19 protein-coding genes, 1 tRNA gene and 1 rRNA gene are annotated in these 18,904 nt (G+C 72.6%); 10 read left to right on the top strand and 11 right to left on the bottom strand.

All coding sequences use genetic code 11. The features are described from left to right. Positions 1 to 80 precede the first annotated feature (80 nt). From ABGB16_RS30310 to ABGB16_RS30295, 4 genes are all read left to right on the top strand, one after another. Positions 81 to 1,637, top strand: a complete 1,557-nt coding sequence (locus tag ABGB16_RS30310; protein ID WP_347671496.1) for a hypothetical protein — start codon at positions 81 to 83, stop codon at positions 1,635 to 1,637. A gap of 442 nt (positions 1,638 to 2,079) precedes the next feature. Continuing rightward, complete coding sequence (locus tag ABGB16_RS30305) at positions 2,080 to 2,241, top strand: hypothetical protein (protein ID WP_347671495.1); 162 nt, start codon at positions 2,080 to 2,082, stop codon at positions 2,239 to 2,241. Continuing rightward, on the top strand, positions 2,238 to 2,447 hold the full coding sequence (locus ABGB16_RS30300; RefSeq protein WP_347671494.1) for a helix-turn-helix domain-containing protein: 210 nt from the start codon (positions 2,238 to 2,240) through the stop codon (positions 2,445 to 2,447). Before ABGB16_RS30305 ends, ABGB16_RS30300 begins: the two co-directional genes overlap by 4 nt. A gap of 17 nt (positions 2,448 to 2,464) precedes the next feature. After that, positions 2,465 to 3,730: a tyrosine-type recombinase/integrase gene (locus tag ABGB16_RS30295; protein WP_347671493.1), complete on the top strand. Its 1,266-nt coding sequence runs from the start codon at positions 2,465 to 2,467 to the stop codon at positions 3,728 to 3,730. Between the two features lie 87 nt (positions 3,731 to 3,817). Here ABGB16_RS30295 and ABGB16_RS30290 read toward each other — a convergent pair. Then, positions 3,818 to 3,904 (bottom strand) — tRNA-Ser (locus ABGB16_RS30290). Between the two features lie 75 nt (positions 3,905 to 3,979). Between ABGB16_RS30290 and deoD the strand changes: the two genes are divergently transcribed. Beyond that, positions 3,980 to 4,687: a purine-nucleoside phosphorylase gene (gene deoD, locus ABGB16_RS30285; protein WP_347671492.1), complete on the top strand. Its 708-nt coding sequence runs from the start codon at positions 3,980 to 3,982 to the stop codon at positions 4,685 to 4,687. Positions 4,688 to 4,743: 56 nt separating this feature from the next. Here deoD and ABGB16_RS30280 read toward each other — a convergent pair whose 3' ends face one another. From ABGB16_RS30280 to ABGB16_RS30265, 4 genes are all read right to left on the bottom strand, one after another. After that, on the bottom strand, positions 4,744 to 5,190 hold the full coding sequence (locus tag ABGB16_RS30280; RefSeq protein WP_347671498.1) for a nucleoside deaminase: 447 nt from the start codon (positions 5,188 to 5,190) through the stop codon (positions 4,744 to 4,746). Between the two features lie 238 nt (positions 5,191 to 5,428). After that, positions 5,429 to 5,959 (bottom strand): tRNA adenosine deaminase-associated protein, encoded by a 531-nt coding sequence (locus ABGB16_RS30275; protein ID WP_347671491.1) that lies wholly within the window; start codon positions 5,957 to 5,959, stop codon positions 5,429 to 5,431. 136 nt (positions 5,960 to 6,095) lie between these two features. After that, the gene (locus ABGB16_RS30270) at positions 6,096 to 6,263 is read right to left on the bottom strand and encodes a hypothetical protein (protein ID WP_347671490.1); all 168 of its coding nucleotides are present in this window, start codon (positions 6,261 to 6,263) and stop codon (positions 6,096 to 6,098) included. Between the two features lie 97 nt (positions 6,264 to 6,360). Further along, the gene (locus ABGB16_RS30265) at positions 6,361 to 6,744 is read right to left on the bottom strand and encodes a hypothetical protein (RefSeq protein WP_347671489.1); all 384 of its coding nucleotides are present in this window, start codon (positions 6,742 to 6,744) and stop codon (positions 6,361 to 6,363) included. An 82-nt stretch (positions 6,745 to 6,826) separates the two neighbouring features. Between ABGB16_RS30265 and ABGB16_RS30260 the strand changes: the two genes are divergently transcribed. Together ABGB16_RS30260 and ABGB16_RS30255 are read left to right on the top strand one after the other, a co-directional pair. Then, on the top strand, positions 6,827 to 7,582 hold the full coding sequence (locus tag ABGB16_RS30260) for a M23 family metallopeptidase (protein WP_347671488.1): 756 nt from the start codon (positions 6,827 to 6,829) through the stop codon (positions 7,580 to 7,582). Between the two features lie 74 nt (positions 7,583 to 7,656). Continuing rightward, a complete protein-coding gene (locus ABGB16_RS30255; RefSeq protein ID WP_347671487.1) occupies positions 7,657 to 8,721 on the top strand; it encodes a PHP domain-containing protein in 1,065 nt (354 codons plus the stop codon). Between the two features lie 31 nt (positions 8,722 to 8,752). Here ABGB16_RS30255 and ABGB16_RS30250 read toward each other — a convergent pair whose 3' ends face one another. Continuing rightward, on the bottom strand, positions 8,753 to 9,727 hold the full coding sequence (locus tag ABGB16_RS30250) for a DMT family transporter (RefSeq protein ID WP_347671486.1): 975 nt from the start codon (positions 9,725 to 9,727) through the stop codon (positions 8,753 to 8,755). Positions 9,728 to 9,845: 118 nt separating this feature from the next. On the opposite strand from ABGB16_RS30250, the gene ABGB16_RS30245 reads away from it, so the two are divergent. Beyond that, positions 9,846 to 10,445: a Uma2 family endonuclease gene (locus tag ABGB16_RS30245; RefSeq protein ID WP_347671485.1), complete on the top strand. Its 600-nt coding sequence runs from the start codon at positions 9,846 to 9,848 to the stop codon at positions 10,443 to 10,445. 52 nt (positions 10,446 to 10,497) lie between these two features. Next, positions 10,498 to 12,168: a DUF885 domain-containing protein gene (locus ABGB16_RS30240; RefSeq protein WP_347671484.1), complete on the top strand. Its 1,671-nt coding sequence runs from the start codon at positions 10,498 to 10,500 to the stop codon at positions 12,166 to 12,168. A gap of 67 nt (positions 12,169 to 12,235) precedes the next feature. Here ABGB16_RS30240 and ABGB16_RS30235 read toward each other — a convergent pair whose 3' ends face one another. From ABGB16_RS30235 to nudC, 3 genes are all read right to left on the bottom strand, one after another. Then, on the bottom strand, positions 12,236 to 13,828 hold the full coding sequence (locus ABGB16_RS30235; protein WP_347671483.1) for a DUF6114 domain-containing protein: 1,593 nt from the start codon (positions 13,826 to 13,828) through the stop codon (positions 12,236 to 12,238). A gap of 54 nt (positions 13,829 to 13,882) precedes the next feature. Next, entirely contained in the window at positions 13,883 to 14,425 is a 543-nt protein-coding gene (locus ABGB16_RS30230) for a DUF6230 family protein (RefSeq protein WP_347671497.1), read from the bottom strand. Positions 14,426 to 14,881: 456 nt separating this feature from the next. Continuing rightward, positions 14,882 to 15,805 (bottom strand): NAD(+) diphosphatase, encoded by a 924-nt coding sequence (gene nudC, locus ABGB16_RS30225; protein WP_347671482.1) that lies wholly within the window; start codon positions 15,803 to 15,805, stop codon positions 14,882 to 14,884. A 159-nt stretch (positions 15,806 to 15,964) separates the two neighbouring features. Here nudC and ABGB16_RS30220 point away from each other — a divergent pair, with 159 nt between their 5' ends. Then, positions 15,965 to 17,785 carry a VanW family protein gene (locus ABGB16_RS30220; RefSeq protein ID WP_347671481.1) on the top strand — a complete coding sequence of 607 codons (1,821 nt, stop codon included), beginning with the start codon at positions 15,965 to 15,967 and terminating at the stop codon, positions 17,783 to 17,785. A gap of 112 nt (positions 17,786 to 17,897) precedes the next feature. Here the strand turns inward: ABGB16_RS30220 and ABGB16_RS30215 are convergent, their stop codons facing one another. Further along, positions 17,898 to 18,524, bottom strand: a complete 627-nt coding sequence (locus ABGB16_RS30215; protein ID WP_347671480.1) for an NADPH-dependent F420 reductase — start codon at positions 18,522 to 18,524, stop codon at positions 17,898 to 17,900. A 269-nt stretch (positions 18,525 to 18,793) separates the two neighbouring features. After that, positions 18,794 to 18,904, bottom strand: a 5S ribosomal RNA gene (gene rrf, locus ABGB16_RS30210); the annotation flags it as partial.

The raw sequence follows: 18,904 nt of genomic DNA, 5'->3' as shown, positions 1-18,904 counted from the left end.
ATCGCCCGCACGATCGCATCCGGCCTCCGCACCGGGGCGCGCAACCCGCGCCACCTGGCCAACCTGGGAAGGGCAGCAGCATGACCGAGCGGCTACAGATCGGCACCGGCCCCGAAACCATCCGCGTCCTAAAGGCGGCGCTGGTCAACGGGCTGCTGCCAGACACCTACGTGTCGGCCGGGTCGCTGGTCCACATGGAAGCCGTCTCCGGCGGACTGACCGCCGCCGCCGACGAAGACTCCCCGCTGCCCGTGGCCGCGAGCGTGGTCACCCCGGCCGGACTGGCCGGGTTGCTGGCGGAACACGCCTACGTCTACCGCGCCAAGTCGCGCAAGAGCGACACCGGCGACCCGGAAATGTACGAGGAGGAGGTGACCCCACCCCGAGACATCCTGTCGTCGGTCCTGGCCGGCAAGACGTGGCCGGGCGTGCCGCCGCTGCGCGGGATCATCGGTGCCCCGGTGCTGCGCCGCGACGGCACCCTGTTGCAGCAACCCGGCTACGACCCGGCCACCGGCCTCTACCTCGCGTCGAAGGTCGCACTGCCACCCGTGCCCGACCAGCCCACCCCGGAGCAGGTAGCCGAAGCGCGGCATTTCCTGCTGGGCCGCTTCCTGCGAGATTTCCCGTGGGCCAGCGCCGCGGACCGGGCCAACTACGTGGCGCTGTTGGCCACGCCGATCCTGCGGCACTTCACCCGGTCGCTGACCCCGTTCGCGCTGATCGACGCCACCATGCCGTCATCAGGGAAGACGATCCTCACGGCCGGGCCGGGCATGCTCTACGGCCAGCGCGTCATGACCTGGGCCTACTCCGACGACGAACTACGCAAGTCCATCACGGCCGTGCTGGCGGAACAGGTCGGGGTGGTGATCTGGGACAACCTGGCCGAAGGCAGCGTCATCGACTCCGCCGTGCTCGCCCAACTCGTCACCAGCGGCGTATGGTCCGACCGGCAGTTGGGCGCGTCGCGCAACATCGCCACCGTCAACGACCGGCTATGGATGGCCACCGGCAACAACCTGCAAGTCGGCGGAGACATGGCCTCCCGCACCGTGCGCGTGCATCTCGACCCGGACATGCCCCGCCCCGAGCTGCGCGACCAATCCGGGTTCGGCATTCCCCACCTTGACCAGTGGATCACCGACCCCGCGAATCAACTGACCGTGTTGTGGCACCTCCTGGTCCTGGTGCTCGACTGGACCCGCCAGGGAGCGCCACGGGTGTCCGGGTTGTCGATGCGGCAGTTCACGCCGTGGGCGCAAGCCCTGGGAGGGTTCCTCGCCCACCACGGCATCGACGGGTTCCTGACCAACGCCGCCGACGTACGCGAGATCGATGAAGACGAAACGCGCTGGCGCGCGTTCCTCACCACCTGGCACGACCGCCACGGCGGCCGTGCCATGACCGCCGCTGACCTGCGCCGCGACGCCGAACCGATGCAGCTCGGCAGCGACGTCAACGACCCGTGGGACGGGCAGTTCATCACCACCCACAACGGCCGGCTACCCAACCCGCTGCAACTCGGCCGGATGCTCACCGGGCAAGCCGGACGCTGGCGCGGCGAACACGTCATCCGCGCCGGCACCAACGATCGAGGCCGCGCCGTCTACTGGGTCGAGCCCCACCAGGGGTAAAACCCGCTGAACCATCTCGGCATCTCGGCATCTCGGCAAAAACGGCACCCTAGCTGCGCAAACAGCCTGCCGAGATCAAGGTAGTAGACAAACCTCAATCTCGGCATCTCGGCACCTCTTGCCGAGATGGAAGCCGTCTGCCGAGATCGACCCTCACTCCGGAAAAGATCTCGGCAGACGTTTACCCAGCTCAACGGCACCTTTGCCGAGATGCCGAGATGCCGAGATGGTTCAGCCCTCCCACGCAGAGCCACCGACCACCCGCCACCGACCCGATCAGCGCGACCCGCTGAGAGCCACACAGACGCTCTGGCCTATGGCTAACACCAACCGACTGCAAATCTTGGCTCTACGGCGCTCTCAGCGGGCCGTTCTGCGCCCTCCTGCCGCATCCCCTCGCGAACCCTCCACCTGACCCGCCGACGACGGAAAGGCCGCCAGCATGCAAATCAGGCTGCACGGCACCCCCGCCGAAACCGCCGCCGCCCTCGCCGCACTCGCCCGCACGCTCACCATCCAACGGGTCAGTCGGACCTACCCCGACCGGCCGCCCTCCACCTGGCACCGCATCTACCTCCACGCCACCCCGAGGGAGCAGAAGTGACGACCGTCGACACCCGCATTGTCCTGACCATCGAAGAGGCCGCGCGCCGTCTCGGCATCGGCCGCACCACGATGTACGCGCTTGTCAAGACCGGCCAGATTCGCACGGTCACGATCGGTCGCCTCCGGCGCGTGCCGGCCTTCTGCCTTGACGAGTACGTGCGGAACCTGCTTTCCGAAGAGACCGCTCTGGAAACCGCAGCCTGAAAGAGAACGGGGAACTGATGGGGAAACGCAAGCCCAACGGCGCATCGAGCATCTACCAGGGTAGCGACGGCTACTGGCACGGTCGCGTGACTGTCGGCATCAAGGACGACGGTAGTCCCGACCGCCGCCACGTTCGGGGCAAGACCGAGGCCGTCGTCATTCGCAAGGTGCGCGATTTGGAGCGCGACCGCGACAAGGGCACCGTCCGCAAGGCGGGACAGTCGTGGACGGTCAAGACGTGGCTCACGCACTGGGTGGAGAACATCGCCGCGCCGGCCGTTCGCGACAACACGATTGCTGGCTACCGGGTCGCCGTGTACCGGCACCTGATTCCCGGACTCGGCGCACACCGCCTAGAGAAGCTGCAACCCGAGCACGTAGAGAAGCTGACCCGCAAGATGCAGGCCGCCGGCAGCGCCGCCGCCACCGCTCACCAGGCGCACCGCACACTGCGGACCGCCCTCAATGAGGCGGTGCGCCGGCAACACCTGGTGCGCAATCCCGCCAGCCTGGCGAAAGCGCCGCGTATCGAAGACGAAGAGGTCGAGCCGTACTCGGTAGAGGAAGTGCAGCGGCTACTGCTCGCCGCGAGCCAACGGCGAAACAGCGCGCGATGGGCAATTGCGCTGGCGCTCGGCTTGAGGCAGGGTGAAGTACTGGGCCTGAAATGGGATGACGTGGACCTCGACGGCGGGACGCTCACCGTTCGCCGTGCCCGTCAGCGCCCCAAATGGAAGCACGGTTGCACGAAGCCGTGCGGCCGGAAGTTTGGCGGTCACTGCCCCGACCGGCAGCCGCTGCGAGCGGAAACTGCCGACACGAAATCGCGGGCCGGTCGGCGCAGTATCGGGCTTCCGGACCCCCTGGTTTCCTTGCTACGCCAGCACCGGAAAGAGCAGAGCGCTGAGCGCGAGACCGCCGCGCAGCTCTGGACGGAAACCGGCTATCTGTTCACCACCCCGACCGGAGGCCCCGTCAATCCTCGCACTGACTACACGGAATGGAAGCGGCTACTGGCCCGCGCTGGACTGCGCGATGGGCGGCTGCACGACGCTCGACACACCGCGGCAACGGTGCTGCTGATCCTCGGCGTGGCCGAGCGCGCCGTGATGGGCATCATGGGGTGGTCGGACTCCGGCATGGCGCGGCGATACCAGCACCTCACGGGACAGGTTCGCCGCGACGTGGCCAAGCGGGTCGGCGGTCTGCTCTGGCAGCCAGCGCAGAACGCCGACGACGACCCGGACGACGGCGCGGCGGGGGTCCTCAGCAAGGTGTCGTGAGGGCAACTGAGACCAAAACTGAGACCACGACAGGAAAACGCCCGGTGACTCACGGAGAGTCGCCGGGCGTTTCGCCTGTTCAGCGAGCGGTGGCGGCGGGATTTGAACCCGCGGAGGGCGTAAACCCTCACACGCTTTCGAGGCGTGCTCCTTAGGCCACTCGGACACACCACCGCCGAGTAGGGTACAGCACCGCGGGGGCGGACGCCGAACCGGTATGCCCCCCGCCGGCCTGGCAGGATCCCTGACATGAGTACGCACATCGGCGCGAAGCCGGGAGAGATCGCCGAGCGGGTCCTGACGCCGGGCGACCCGCTGCGAGCCAAGTGGATCGCGGAGACCTACCTCGAGGACGCCAAGTGCTACTCGACGGTCCGGGGCATGCTGGGCTTCACCGGGCGCTGGAACGGCGTGGAGGTGTCCGTCCAGGGCTCCGGCATGGGCATGCCGTCCGCCTCGATCTACGCCCACGAGCTGATCAACGAGTACGGGGTGAAGAGCCTCATCCGGGTCGGCTCCTGCGGTGCCCTCAGCGAGGACCTCCAGTTGCGGGACGTGCTGGCGGCGATCGGCTCGTCCACCGACTCGAACATGAACCGGATGCGTTTCGACGGGCTGATCGACTACGCCCCGGTCGCCGACTTCGGGCTGCTGCGTACGTCGGTCGAGATGGCCGAGCGGCGGGGCGTCAGCATGCGGGTCGGGCCGATCCTGGCGGCCGACGCCTTCTACACCGACCGCCCGGACCTCTACGACGCCCTCGCCGACTACGGCGTGCTGGCCGTGGAGATGGAGTCCGCGGCGCTCTACACGATCGCCGCCCGGTTCAGGGTGCGCGCGCTGACCCTCCTGACGGTCAGCGACCACATCAAGACGGGCGAGAAGGCGACCTCGCAGGAGCGCGAGCAGACCTTCTCCCAGATGGTCGAGATCGGCCTGGACACGATCATCGCCTGAGCCCCGGGGCCCCTTCCCGTGCGAGATGCGTCAGGAAGGGGCCTTTCCTTTCACGCTCACCGGAAGAAGGCGCGCAGCAGGGCGGCGCTCTCGGCCTCCAGGACGCCCCCGTAGACCTCCGGCCGGTGGTTGAGCCGCCGGTCCCGGACGACGTCCCACAGCGACCCGACCGCGCCGGTCTTCGGCTCCCAGGCGGCGAAGACGACGGTGGAGACCCGGGCCAGCACCAGCGCCCCGGCGCACATCGTGCAGGGTTCGAGGGTCACGACCAGGGTGCAGCCGTCGAGCCGCCACCGGCCCAGCCGCTCGGCGGCCCGCCGCAGGGCCAGCACCTCCGCGTGCGCGGTCGGGTCCTGGGTCAGTTCCCGCTCGTTGCGCCCGATCGCCAGTTCGGCACCGTCCGGGCCGTAGAGGACCGCGCCGACCGGAATGTCGTCCACGCCGGCCGGGCCGTCGGCCGGGAGGTCGGGCCCGGTGACGGCGACCTCCAGGGCCCGACGCATCCAGAGTTCGTGCCGCTGCCGCCGCCCCGCGCCGGTCGGGTCGACGAGGCCCTCGTCGGCTCCCGGCCCCGCCCGGCCCACCGCGCCGGGGGTCGGCTGCCCGGGCCGCAGCCCCTCCAGGGCCGGGTCCGTCGCGTCGGCCGGCTCGGCGCCCCCGGTCCAGCCGGCGAAGGAGCGCGCCGCACCGACCCAGCCGCCGGTGCCGGCGTCCGCCGGCCCGCCGTCGCCGCCCGGCCGGTCAGACGCCACGCAGTTCCTCGACCTCGTCGACGCAGCCGAGCACCTGGCAGATCTCGGCGGTCACGTCCGCCGGCAGCATGCCCTCGTGCGCGCAGAGGTTCAGCAGCCGCTGCGGCGAGACGCCCAGGTCGGCGAGGATGTCCGCGTCGCCCACCGGGTCGGCCTCCGGGTCCACCGCCGGCTGCTCGCCGTCCTCGTCGCCCCCGGCGGCGCTCGACCGCGCCTCCTCGGTGTCGTCGAAGCCGGTGACCGACGTCTTCAGGTCGCCGACCAGCAGGGCGCCGAGCCGGGACTCCTCGGCGTACGCGGAGTCCGAGCCGAAGATCCGCAGGTCCTCCCCGTCGTCCAGCCGCAGGATGACCAGGTACGCGTCGTCGGCCTCGACGAAGAGCAACGACAGGTCGGCGTCCGGGTCGACGTCGCGGAGCCGGTCGGCGACCTCGTCGACGTCGGTGGCGCCCCGCAGGTTCACCTCGGCGGCGGTCCAGCCACCGTCGTCGCGCACCACGGCGGCAGCGAAGTACGACACGGTCCCCCCAAATTGGCCTCGGCGCAGCGCGCCGACTCGTTACGCGTGCACGTTAACCGGTCGGGTCGGCAGGCGACCGGTCAACGCCCCGAAGGGCCGGCCGGATCCTGCGGAAAGTGTGGTCGGCCGGGGCCGCTCAGCCCGCGACGCGGCGCCGGGTGGCGATCAGCTGCCGCAGCTGCTCCGTACTGGCACGCCGCGGCCGCTCCCGCCGGCGCACCGCTCGCGCCCCCGACAGCTCGGCGAGGATCTGCAGGCGACGGCGGCTCCGCTCGGGATCGAGCCGGAAAGTGGTCCAGGCCATACCGCCGAGCGTGCGCCGTCCACGCGGGTACGTCAAGACGGGATTCACTGCGCAGCCGGCCCGCGACCGAGGGTGTTCGGCCAGGTCGGCCGGGGCCTCACCACAGGGGCCAGTCGCCGCTGGTGGCCCATCGGACGGCGACCACCGCCGCCGCGATGCTCCAGCCTCCGGCGGTGACGATGGCGATGCCCGTCGCCACCCCCCGGTCGCCGAACCGGACCAGGGCCAGGGCGGCCAGCCAGGCCAGCCCGCCGGCGAGGATCGTCCACCACGCGTACCCGGGGACGTCCCGGCCGAGCAGGCCGAACAGCACGAGCCAGGCGGCGGCGAGCGCGCCGCCCGCGGCGACCCCCGTCCCGGTCACCCGGTGCGGTTCCCGCCAGGTCGGGCGCGACGGCGGGCCGGCGGGGAAGAGCCCGGAGGGGGTACGCGCGGGGCGACCCGGCTCCGGCCGGCCGGGGAGGGCGGGCTGCCAGGTCATGGCTGTCATTCCTTTCCGCGCGCCGTGGTCCGCGCCGGGCGGACCGTTCGTCCCACCGTAGCCGTTCTGTCAGGATGACCGGATGGCCTCGCGTCCCACCCGTCGCCGCAGGCGCGCGGCGTACCCGGTCCTGCTGCTGCTCGCGCCGGTGCTGGCCGCCGGCTGCGGGGCGCCGCCGCCGGCCGCGACGCCCACGGGCAGCTGGGCGGGCCCGACCGACGCCGGGCAGCCGGCCCCGACGACCGTGCCGCCCGCCCCGGCGACCGCCACCCCGTCGCCGTCGCCCGCGCCGACCCGCGCCGGCCTGCGACACGTCTTTCCGGTACGCGCGGACAACGTCGCCTACCACCCCACCCACTCCGCGTACCCGGGCACGGACATCTTCGCCGACTGCGGAAAGCCCGTGGTGGCGGTGACCGACGGGACGATCCTGGAGGTGAGCCGGGTGGACCGGTTCGACCGACGGGGGCCGCTCGGGCCGTACAACGGGGGCCTGTCGGTGTCCCTGCTCGGCGACGACGGGGTGCGCTACTACGGCTCGCACCTGAGCGTCATCGCCCCGGAGGTCGACGCCGGCGTCCGGGTCCGGGCCGGCCAGCAACTCGGGAAGGTGGGCCGGACGGGCAACGCCAACAACGTCTGCCACCTGCACTTCGGCATCTCGCCGGCCTGCCGCGGACACGACGACTGGTGGATCCGGCGCGGGGTGGTCTGGCCGGCCCGGTACCTCGACTCGTGGCGCCGGGGCGGCAACCGGGAGCCGGCCGGCGAGGTGGTCGCGTGGCACCGCAAGCACGGCTGCCCGAAGGCGCCGGCCACGACCGGCGGGGCCGGCTGATCACGGCACCGGCGACCGCCGCCGCGCCGCCGGTCGCACCGCGGCCGGCGGCGCGGGCGCGTAGGTTGCAGGGCATGAGCCCCCGCGACCCGATCGCCGACCTGCGCCGCATCGCGTTCCTGCTCGAACGGGCCAACGAGGCCACCTACCGGGTGCGGGCGTTCCGGTCGGCGGCGAAGGCCCTGGCCGCGCTGGCGGACAGCGAGGTCGCCGAGCGGGCGCGCACCGGGAAGCTCACCGAGCTGGCCGGGGTCGGCGACGTCACGGCCCGGTGCGTCGCCGAGTCACTCGCCGGCGAGGAGCCCGTCTACCTGCGCCGGCTGGTCGCCACCGAGGGCAGTGACCTGGACGCCGAGGCCACCGCGCTGCGCACCGCCCTGCGCGGCGACTGCCACACCCACTCCGACTGGTCCGACGGCGGCTCGCCGATCGAGGAGATGGCGCTCGCGGCGGTCGAGCTGGGCCACGAGTACGTGGTGCTGACCGACCACTCGCCCCGGCTCACGGTGGCCCGGGGCCTGACGGCCGACCGGCTGCGCAAACAGCTCGATTACGTGGCGAAGGTCAACGAGGCGCTGCCCGAGGGCTTCCGCATCCTCACCGGGATCGAGGTGGACATCCTCGCCGACGGCTCGCTGGACCAGGACGAGGAACTGCTCGCCCGCCTCGACGTGGTGGTCGGCTCGGTGCACAGCGGCCTGAACGACGAGCGGGGAAAGATGACCCGCCGGATGCTGACGGCCGTCGCCAACCCGCACCTGGACATCCTCGGCCACTGCACCGGCCGGATGGTGTCGTCCCGCCCCATCGGGGTGACCGGCCCCGGCGACCGTGGGCACCGGGCGCGGACCCGCAGGGAGAGCGACTTCGACGCGGACGCGGTCTTCGCCGCCTGCGCCGAGCACGACGTCACGGTCGAGATCAACTCCCGACCGGAGCGGCAGGACCCGCCGAAGCGGCTGATCCGGCTCGCCCTGGAGGCGGGCTGCCGCTTCGCGATCAACACGGACGCGCACGCGCCCGGGCAGCTCGACTGGCAGCACTTCGGCTGCGAACGGGCGGCCCGCTGCGGCGTCCCCGCCGACCGGGTGGTCAACACCTGGCCGGCGGAGCGCCTGCTGGAGTGGGCGCGGGGCTGACGGGCCGGGCGCAGGGAGCGGCGGCCGGCGGTTACCGCGTCAGCGGGGGCGCGGCGGCCGGCACCACCGGGGCGCTCACGGAGGCCGGCCGGCGCCGGCCGAGCAGGCCCTGCGTCACGGCGACCCCGAGCAGGACGACCAGCGCGCCGACGGGCTGGTGCCAGTTCAGCCGCTCGTCGAGGGCCAGCGCGCCGATGAGCACCGCGAAGACCGGGATCAGGTAGGTGACCGTGGCGGCCGTGCTCGCGCCGGCCACCCGGATGTTCCGCATGTTGATCACGAAGGCCAGGCCGGTGCCGAGCGCCCCCAGCGCCAGCACGCTGGCCAGCACCTCGACCGAGAGGCCGGTCGGGGCCGGCGGCGCCCCGGCCACCAGCGGCGCCACCACGGCGAGCTGGCCGGCCGCCAGCACCAGCTGGGCCGCCGAGAGCGACAGGCCGGAGTGGGCGCTGCCCGCGACGAACCGCTTCTGGTACGGGACGGCGACGCCGTAGCAGGTCGCCGCGCCGAAGCACATCAGCTGGCCGGTGAAGTGCGAACCGGCGACGCCCTCCCACACGCCGAGCACCACGAGCACCCCGGCGAAACCGAGCCCCAGGCCGACCGCCCGGCGCGTGCTCAGCCGCTCGGTGCGGAACACCAGCACCGCCATCGGCAGCACGACCAGCGGCGTCGTGGCGTTCCAGATGCCGGCGAGCATCGACTCGACCCGCTGCTCGCCGTACCCGAAGAGGGTGAACGGCACGGCGACGCCGAGCGCCGCGACCACGAAGAGGTGGGCCCAGACCCGGGGCTCGCGGGGCAGGCGGTCCCGCAGCGCCAGGAGGACGACGAGCAGCGTGAGCGCCCCGGCGGTGACCCGGTAGAGGGTGAGGTGCAGCGGGTGCAGCTCCCGCACGCCGACCTTGATGAACAGGAAGCTGGAGCCCCAGATCGCGGCGAGCGCGACGAAGCCCGGCAGCCAGCTGCGCAGCGCCGGCCGGTCAGGGGTGAGGTGCGAGTTCACCCCTGACACTCTGCCCGAGCGGTACGACGGGGTCGCGCGCTTTTCGGCCGCCGTGCCCTCCGTCACAGGAACCACCTACGCTGGTAGGGCGTTGACCAGCCGAGGAGGTGCCCCCCCGATGGCGATGCCGATGCGATTCGACCCGCTCGTCGACCTCGACGGGATGTGGACGACCCAGCTCGCCGCGCGGTACCTCCCGCTGCCGGAGCTGCCCGATGCGCGCTACGAGTGCATCGACGGGAGGTTGGTCATGACGCCCGCTGAGGTCGGCACGAACAGTTTTGGCGAGCTGAGGCTCGGTCGGATCCTCGCGCCGGCCGCCGAGGCCGCCGGCTACTACGTGTACGGCCAGGTGAACCTGACCTTCTCGCCGCAGCGCTGGATCCAGCCCGACCTCACCGTCCTGCACGCCCTGCCGAAGAGCGACGAGGAGGACCGGTGGATCCCGGCCCACCTGTGCACGATGGCCGTCGAGTTCGTCTCCCCGGGCAGCCGTCGGCAGGACTTCGTCGACAAGCCGCTGCGCTGCGCCGAGGGCCGGGTGCCGTACTTCATGCGGGTGGAGATCTCCCGGCGGCTGCGGCACGCGGCGGTGGAGCTGTTCACCCTCGGGAAGTTCGGCGGTTACGACACGGTGGCGAAGGCCGTGAGCGGGGGGCGGCTGCGGGCCGACGCGCCGTTCCCGATCGACTTCGACCCGGCCGAGCTGCTGCCCTGAACACGGCAAACACGGTCGACAGCCGGCCGGCACGGTCGCGTAGGGTCAGCCTGTGGGACGAATCGATGACCTCGCCGACCGGTACGTCGCCGACTGGGCGCCGCTGAGCCCGACCGGCGCGACCTACGTCGGCATCTCCGGATACGACGACCAGCTGGACGACCTGTCACCGGAGGGCTACGCGGCCCGGGCCGAGCTGACCCGGCGTACCCTCGCGGAGCTCGACGTGACCGAGCCCGACTCCGAGTCGGAGCGGACCGCCAGGGAGGCCATGCAGGAGCGCCTCGGTCTGGACCTCGCCCGGTACGAGGCGGGCGAGACGACCAGCGAGGTCAACGTGATCACCAGCGGTCTGCACGACCTGCGCTCGGTGTTCGACCTGATGCCGACCGAGGGCGCCGACGCGCAGGCCGACATCGCCGCCCGGCTCAACAGGTTCGCGGGCGCGCTGGAGGGCTACAAGACGACGCTGCGCGAGGCGGCCGCCGCCGGCCGGGTCAGCTCGAAGGCGCAGCTGATCGAGGTCGCCAAGCAGTGCGACGCCTGGACGGACCCGAACGGCGACAACTTCTTCCACGGCCTCGTCGAGCGGCTCGGCGCGGAGGGCACCCTGGACGCCGAGCTGCGCCGGGGCGCCGCGGCGGCCACCGCCGCCACCGCCGGGTTCGGCCAGTTCCTCCGCGACGAGCTGGCCCCGGTCGGGCGCGACAAGCAGGCCGCCGGCCGGGAGCGGTACGAGCTGGCCTCGCAGTACTTCCTCGGCGCGAGGGTCGACCTCGACGAGACGTACGCCTGGGGATTCGCGGAGCTGGCCCGGCTGGAGGGCGAGATGCGCGCGGTGGCCGCCCGCATCGTCGGGCCGGGCGCCACGATCGACGAGGCGGTGACGGCGCTGGACGCCGACCCGGCCCGCACGATCCAGGGCAAGGAGGCGTTCCGGGACTGGATGCAGGCGCTTGCCGACAAGGCGATCAGCGCGCTGCACGGCACCCACTTCGACATTCCCGAGCAGGTGCGCCGGATCGAGTGCTGCCTCGCCCCGACCAGCGACGGCGGGATCTACTACACCGGCCCGAGCGAGGACTTCTCCCGCCCCGGCCGGATGTGGTGGGCCGTCCCACAGGGCATCACCGACTTCTCCACCTGGCGTGAGGTGACCACGGTCTACCACGAGGGGGTACCCGGTCACCACCTCCAGGTCGCGCAGACCGCGGTCCGGGCCGACCTGCTCAACCGCTGGCAGCGGCTGCTGTGCTGGGTGTCCGGCCACGGCGAGGGCTGGGCGCTCTACTCCGAGCGGCTGATGGACGAGCTGGGCTACCTGGAGGACCCGGGCGACAAGCTCGGCATGCTCGACGGGCAGGCGTTCCGGGCGGCCCGGGTGATCGTCGACATCGGCATGCACCTGGAGCTGGAGATCCCCAAGGACAACCCGTTCGACTTCCACCCCGGCGAGCGGTGGACGCCGGAGCTGGGCTGGGAGTTCATGCGGGCGCACTGCCGGGTGCCGGACGAGAACCTGCGGTTCGAACTGAACCGCTACCTGGGCTGGCCGGGACAGGCGCCGTCGTACAAGGTGGGCGAGCGGATCTGGCTGCAGGCCCGGGAGGACGCGAAGGCCCGCAAGGGCGCCGACTTCGACCTCAAGGAGTTCCACCGGCGGGCGCTGGACCTCGGCTCGCTGGGGCTCGACCCGCTGCGCCGGGCGCTGGCCCGGATCTGACGACGAAGGCGGCCGGGGCCGGGTGCGCGCACCCGGCCCCGGCCGTTTCGCTCTTCCGGACAGGCCCTCAGGCGAGGGTCACCGTCAGCGCCGGCTTCGCGGTCAGCGTGCCGCTGTCGACGTACGCCAGGTCGATCTCCGGGTCGGTGAAGGTGACCGGCGCCGGGAAGGTGACCGGCAGTCCCTCCGGGAACGGCAGGTCCGGCGCGAGGGTGATCTTGATGCCGGCGAGCCACCCGACGAACCGGGTGGCGTAGAAGGCCACGTCGCCCTCGACGGTAAGCCGATCGGTGGCGTACCGCAGGGTCTTCCCGCTCCCGCCGGTCTGGAGCAGGAAGTCGTCGGTGACGCCCCTGGACATGGTGAACTTCAGCGCCCGGAGCTCACCCTCGGCGGTGGGCAGCTCGACGATCCCCGCGAAGTGCAGATCCGTCATGGTCACCTTCGAGCCGGTGAGCTTCGACGGCTTCGCGGCCACCCGGGGCTGACCGGGTTCGGCGGCGGCCCCGGGCAGCGGCTCGCCGGCCTCCACCCCGCCCGGCTTGGTCGGCGTGGGCGTGACGCACCCGGGGTCGTCCGGCTCGCCGGTGGCCGAGGCGCTCGGGGTGGGCCTGCCGGTGGCCGACGGCTCGCCGGTCGGAGTGGCGCTCGGCGTGGCGGTGGGCGACCCCGTCGGCTCCGGGCTCGTTGTCGGCTCGGCGGCCTGCGTGTCGCCCGACGCCGGCTCGGCGCCGTCACCGTCGGTGCGGCTGGTGTCGGTGAGCAGGTTGCCCTCCGACGGCTTCTCCGGGCCGGTGTCCTCCGGGCTCGTGGCCCGGCTCGTGCCGGCCGGCCGGAACGGCGACAGGCTCGGCCTGGCCTTCCCGATCGTGGACGGGGCGGCGCAGGGCTTCGCCGGGGCCGCCCGCACCGGGGCCTGGTCGCGCAGGGCGAGCGCCCCGGCGGCCGAGACGCTCAGCAGCACCAGGGTGACCGCCAGCAGCTTCGGGTCCCGGTGCGGGCCGCGCCGCGGGCCGTCCTCGGGGCCGACCGCCGGCGGTCTGTGCGTGCCGTCGGTCGGCATCGGCTCGCGCAGCGGGTTGCGGGGGCGGGGCAGGGTGTCGGTGAGCGGGCCGGTGACCTCCTCGCCGGGCATCAGCTCGTCGACGAGCGTCGGCCCGTCCACGCCCTCCTGCTGCGGGTCGGACGGCGCGTCGGACGGCGCGTCGGTCGGCTCCGGCTCGGCCGGCGCGGACGCCGGGCGGCGGGGCACCCAGGCGAAGCCGAGGGCGCTGCCGACCATGCCCAGCAGTAGGCCGACGAAGAAGCCGCCGAGGTTCACGCCGATGAGGGAGAAGACCGCGGTGACCGAGCCGACGATCGCGTAGAACATCCGCTGCTGCGGGGTGAACCACATCAGCATCCCGCAGGCGATCAGGATCGCCGGGATCAGCCAGGACAGGAAGCCGCTCGGTCCCATCTGGAAGGTGAGGCCGCCCAGACTCATCTGGGTGGTGGAGAAGATCTCCAGACCGGCCAGCGCGGTGAACAGCCCGCCCCAGAAGGGCCGGGTCCGCCGCCAGCGGCGGAAGCGCCGCCACGCCTGGCTGACCCTGCCCGGCTGGGCATGCTGCGGGTGGGCGGTCGTCACGTACTCCTCCTGGCGGTGCTCACTGGTCACGAGACAGGGCCGAGGCCCGCGGAGGGAGCCCTCCGCGGGCCTCGGGTACTGGCGTCAGAAGCATTCCTTGGCGTCGGCACCGACGGCGATGCCGAGCTTCAGCCCCTTGAGAGTGAAGACCGCGGCGCTGGTGGAGCGGGCAACCTGCTGAAGACCGGTGATGGTGACGTGGTCGGCGCTCTGCCCGAAGGACTTCGCCTCGGCCTTCGCGTTCAGGTCGGTGGCGTCCCGGCCGATCTTGATCTCGGTGAACTTGGCGTCGCCCTCCAGCCTCTCCATGTCGATCAGCAGGCCCGTCGCGGTCGCCGGGTCGCCGCCGCCGCCGGCGTTGATCGTGAGCACGACCGGCAGCTTCGGGTGCTTCACCGACTGGCAGAGGTCGTACAGCTCGGCGCTCGCGATCTCGGAGACGGCGACCGGGTGGGTGGTGCCGTCCTTCTCGACGACGACCCCGCCGTACTGCTTGAAGCCGTCACCCTCCAGCCGGGAGGCCTCGACCTTGAAGGTCTGGCCGGAGACGGCGAACGACGCCGCGATCGCGCCGTTGGCCATGCCGAAGACGATGGCGCCGGCGACGGCGGTCGCGGGCACCATCATGGCGGCGAAGCGCCGCCAACGGGTGCCGCCCTGCGCCAGACGGTCTTCCGATTCCTTCACGGGGTCCTCCTAGACGAGGGGGTCACCGAGCGCGGTCCGCGTCTCGGGATGAGGGGGAGCTGTGGTGTGGTGCCTTCGGGGTCCGCCGTACGCGCGTACGGGGGGAGGCTGCGGATTGGATGCTCTCGCGAAGAGACGCGGCTCACAACCCCCGGGCTACTGGCGGGTAACCCACAGACGACTCCATGATCGTCTATGGTCACGATCGGTCAACCCGCCAACGCGGGGACTGGCCAGGCAAAACGGGGCGAGCACCCCAGTGGACGCAGAAAGTCTCACCTGCGGTAGCGGTCGGTACCGGTTAGTAACTTTTCGGTAACGGAGACCTGAAAAGCCGCTGAGGATGATCCGCCGTCACCCGTCCGGGCGGCGCCGCCCGGACGGACGGTCGGGCCCTCAGTCGCGCCCCGCCAGCCAGTCGTGGAGCAACCGGTGGTCGATCGAGTCGACCCGCCCCAACGGCTTTCCCGCCGCCACCCGCTCGCGCAACTCGTCCCGGGTGAACCAGCGCGCCTCCAGCAACTCCACCCCGTCCACCCGCACCTCCTCGGAGGCCGCGGTGGCCCGGAAACCGACCATCAGGCCGGCCGGGAACGGCCACGCCTGCGACCCCTGGTACGCCAGGTCCGTCACGGTCACCCCCGCCTCCTCGGCCATCTCCCGCCGCACCGCGTCCTCCAGGCTCTCGCCCACCTCGACGAACCCGGCCAGCGTCGAGTACGCGCCCTCGGGGGCACCGCCGTGCCGGGCCAGCAGGCAGCGCGCGGGCGGGCCGGGCGCCTCCACCAGCACGATGATCGCCGGCTCGATCCGCGGGAACAGCAGCCGCCCGCAGTCCGGCCCGGCGCACGCCCGCACGTGCCCGCCGTCGTGGGACACCGTCGCCGCCCCGCAGCCGCCGCAGTGGCGCTGCTGGCGGTGCCAGTGCAGCAGCCCCCGGGCGTACGCCTGGACGGCCGCGTCGCCCGGCCCGAGCCGGCCCACGAGGGCACGCACGTCCAGCGCGGCGTCCGCCCCGGCGAGGCGCAGCGCGTGGGACTCCGCACGGCCGGACAGGTCGGCGGCGAACACGGCCGCGCCGTCGGCCAGGCCGAGGAAGACGACCTCGTCGGCGGCACCGCGGACCTCCGCCGCGGCCGCCCCGGTCAACCGGACCGGCGTGTCGCCCGCGGAGACCAGGCAGCGGTCCCGCCACAGCGGCAGCAGCACACTGCCCGCCCCGGCCAGCCGCTCCGAGATCCACTCCGGGTCCGCGCGCAGCCCGCCCGCCCGGTCCAGCCATCCGCCGCCGTACGCCAGGGGCCGCTCGTCCGTTCGCACCCGGACACCGTGCCACGACCGGTCACCGGCCCGCGCACCGGCGCCCGTCGCGTACGGCGACACGCTGCGCGGGCACGGCCCGGACGCAAACTGTCGATCGGCCCGGCCGTTGGTTACGGTAGGTCCCGCCCCACGTGGTACGTACCGATCGAGGTTGCTGTGACTCTGTACGGCGATACACGACCGCCCGCCGACGACCGGCCGACCGTCAAGGTGACCGCGGTGAGCTGGCCGGGTGACGAGCCGGACACCGCCGTGGCAGCCACCCCTGTCGCCCCGGACGACGGCCCGGGGCGCCGTCCCCGCCGGCTGCGCGTCCTGGTCGCCGCCGGCGCCACCGCGGTTGTCCTCGGGGCCGTCGCCGGAGCCGGCGCGTACGCCTACGCCGGCGACGTGCCGCGCGGCACGACCGTGCTCGGCGCCGAACTCGGCGGGCGCAGCCGCGCCGACGCGGTGCGCGAACTACGCGCCGAGTTGGACCGGTCCGGCACGCTGAACACCGCGCTCCGGGTCGTCGTCGGGGAGAAGACCGTCGAGCTCAAGCCCGCCGACGTGGGGCTGACGGTCGACGTCGAGGCGACCGTCGACGCGGCGGCGCGGACCTCCGCGCACCCGGTCAGCCGGCTCGTCGGCTCCCGAACGGTCGCCCCGGTGGTGGCGGTCGACGCCGCCCGGCTCGACGCGGCCCTGCGCAAGGCGGCCGGCGACCAGACCCGCGAGTGGACGGTGCCGGCGATCATCTTCACGGGCACCACCCCGAAACCGGTGCGCCCGAAGCCCGGGCTCGCGCTGGACCGGGAGCGCTCGGCCCAGGCGGTCCGCGAGGGCTGGCTCTCCGGCCGGCCGGTCACCGTCCCGCTGGTGGAGCAGCGACCGGCGACGACCGCCGAGGAGGTGGACCATCTCGTCGCCGAACTGGCCCGCCCTGCCGTCGCCGCCCCGGTCACGCTCCGTACCCCGAAGGGCACGATCACCATCCCGCCCGCCGCCATCGCCCGGAGCCTGCGCTTCGCGGCCGACGACGCCGGCAAACTCACCCCCAGGATCGACGTGAACCGGCTGCGCGCCTCCCTCGGCAGCCGGCTCGACGCCATCGAGGTCGAGCCACGCGACGCCCGGATGACGATCACCGACGGGAAGCCGAAGGCGGTGGAGGGGCAGCCGGGCCAGCAGCTGGACGCCGCCGCGCTGACCCGGGACCTGCTCGCCGTGCTGCCCCGTACCGATGACCGGACCGTCACCGGTCAGCTCAAGGAGACCCAGCCGAAGCTGACCGCCGAGAAGCTGGCCGGCCTCGGGATCAAGGAGCGGGTCTCCCGCTTCACCACCTACTTCACCGGCGGGCTCTCCTCACCCCGCAGCCGGAACATTGTGCAGATCGCCAAGGAGGTCGACGGCACGGTGGTGCTCCCCGGGGAGACGTTCTCCCTCAACGGCCACACCGGCGAGCGCGGCTACGCCCAGGGGTACCAGGACGCGCCCGTGATCCTCGACGGCAAGCTCGTCCCGGGCGTGGGCGGGGGGACCTCCCAGTTCACCACCACCCTGTTCAACGCCACGTACTACGCCGGGCTGGAGGACGTCGAGCACAAGCCGCACTCGTACTGGTTCAGCCGGTACCCCCCGGTCATCGAGTCGACGATCTTCTGGCCGGACCTCGACTTCAAGTTCCGGAACAACACCCCGTACGGCGTCCTCATCGACACCTCGTACACGGCCAGCTCGATCACCGTGTCGATCTGGAGCACGAAGATCTACGACAGCGTCAAGACCGAGTACGGCCCACGCCGCGACATCACCAGGCCGAAGACGATCCACCTGAAGCCCGGGCCGTCCTGCATCCCCAGCAACGGCATCGACGGGTTCACCCAGGACGCCTTCCGGGTCATCCGGAAGGACGGGAAGGTCGTCAAGCGGGAGAAGTTCACCTGGCGCTACCTGGCCGAGCCCCGCTACGTCTGCGGCCCGGCCCCGAGCTGAGGGCCAGCCCGACCCAGCACCCCGCGCCCCGCCGGCCACGTCGCCGGCGGGGCGTTTCCATGGGTACGCCGAAACGGGAGCCCGCCACCGGCCAGCTCCGTACGGCCGACGGTCAGGGCCGCGCCTCGGCCAGTCCTCTCCGTACGCCGTCCGCGTCGCGGTCCGCGCCGTAGGCCGGGGTGCCGGGCTGCTGCCGCCAGCTCCCGTCCAGGCCGCCGGCGTCGACCGGGTCGAAGCCGAGGGCGTCCACCAGGTCCATCACCACCCGCTTCGCCTCGACGTCGTCCCCGGCCACCGGCAGCGCGATCCGACCCGGGGCACTTGCGGGGCGGCCCTCGTCCACGAGGTGCTGCGCCTGGATGGTGTTGAACGCCTTCACCAGCCGGGTGCCCTTGAGGTGCTCGGCGGTCCACCGACTGGAGCTGAGGCTGCGGTCCAGCAGCTCGTCGACGTCCCCGTCGCGCTCCGGATAGTAGTTGTCCGCGTCGACGACGATCCTGCCCTCGAACCGCTCGGCGGGCAGCCCCGGCACCGCCCGCAGAGGCACCGCGAGGACGACCACGTCGGCCTGGTCGACGGCCTTCTCCACGGTGCCGGGGGTGGCACCGGTCTCCCGCGCGAGGTCTGCGAGGGTCTGCGGTCCCCGCGAGTTGGCCACCGTCACGTCGTGGCCGATGGCCCCCAGACGACGGGCGAGCGCCCCGCCGACGTGTCCCGACCCGATGATCCCGATCCTCATGACCACTCCTGCCTCGCCTGCCGGCGGTCGTGTCCGCTGAACGGAGGGCTGATACCCGCATCGCCGGGTTCGAACAGTCCGGCGAGGTGTATGCCCGGGCCCGCAGGCGGGCGCAGGCCGCCGCCCGCGGGGCGGCCGCCGCCGGCAGGCGCCGGCTGCGAAGGGTGGTGTGCGTCCGCGGCGGCCCGGGTCGGGCCTACGCCGTCGGGAAATGGTTCCGGAAATGCGTTCAGGGCCACCCCAACCGGGGTGGCCCTGAACGAAAGAATGTCCGGCGGTGTCCTACTCTCCCACACCCTCCCGAGTGCAGTACCATCGGCGCTGGAAGGCTTAGCTACCGGGTTCGGAATGTAACCGGGCGTTTCCCCTCCGCCATGACC

This window comes from Micromonospora sp. B11E3 (assembly GCF_039871625.1).
Classification (GTDB): Bacteria; Actinomycetota; Actinomycetes; order Mycobacteriales; family Micromonosporaceae; genus Micromonospora.
This window is presented reverse-complemented; position numbering and strand designations above follow the sequence as displayed.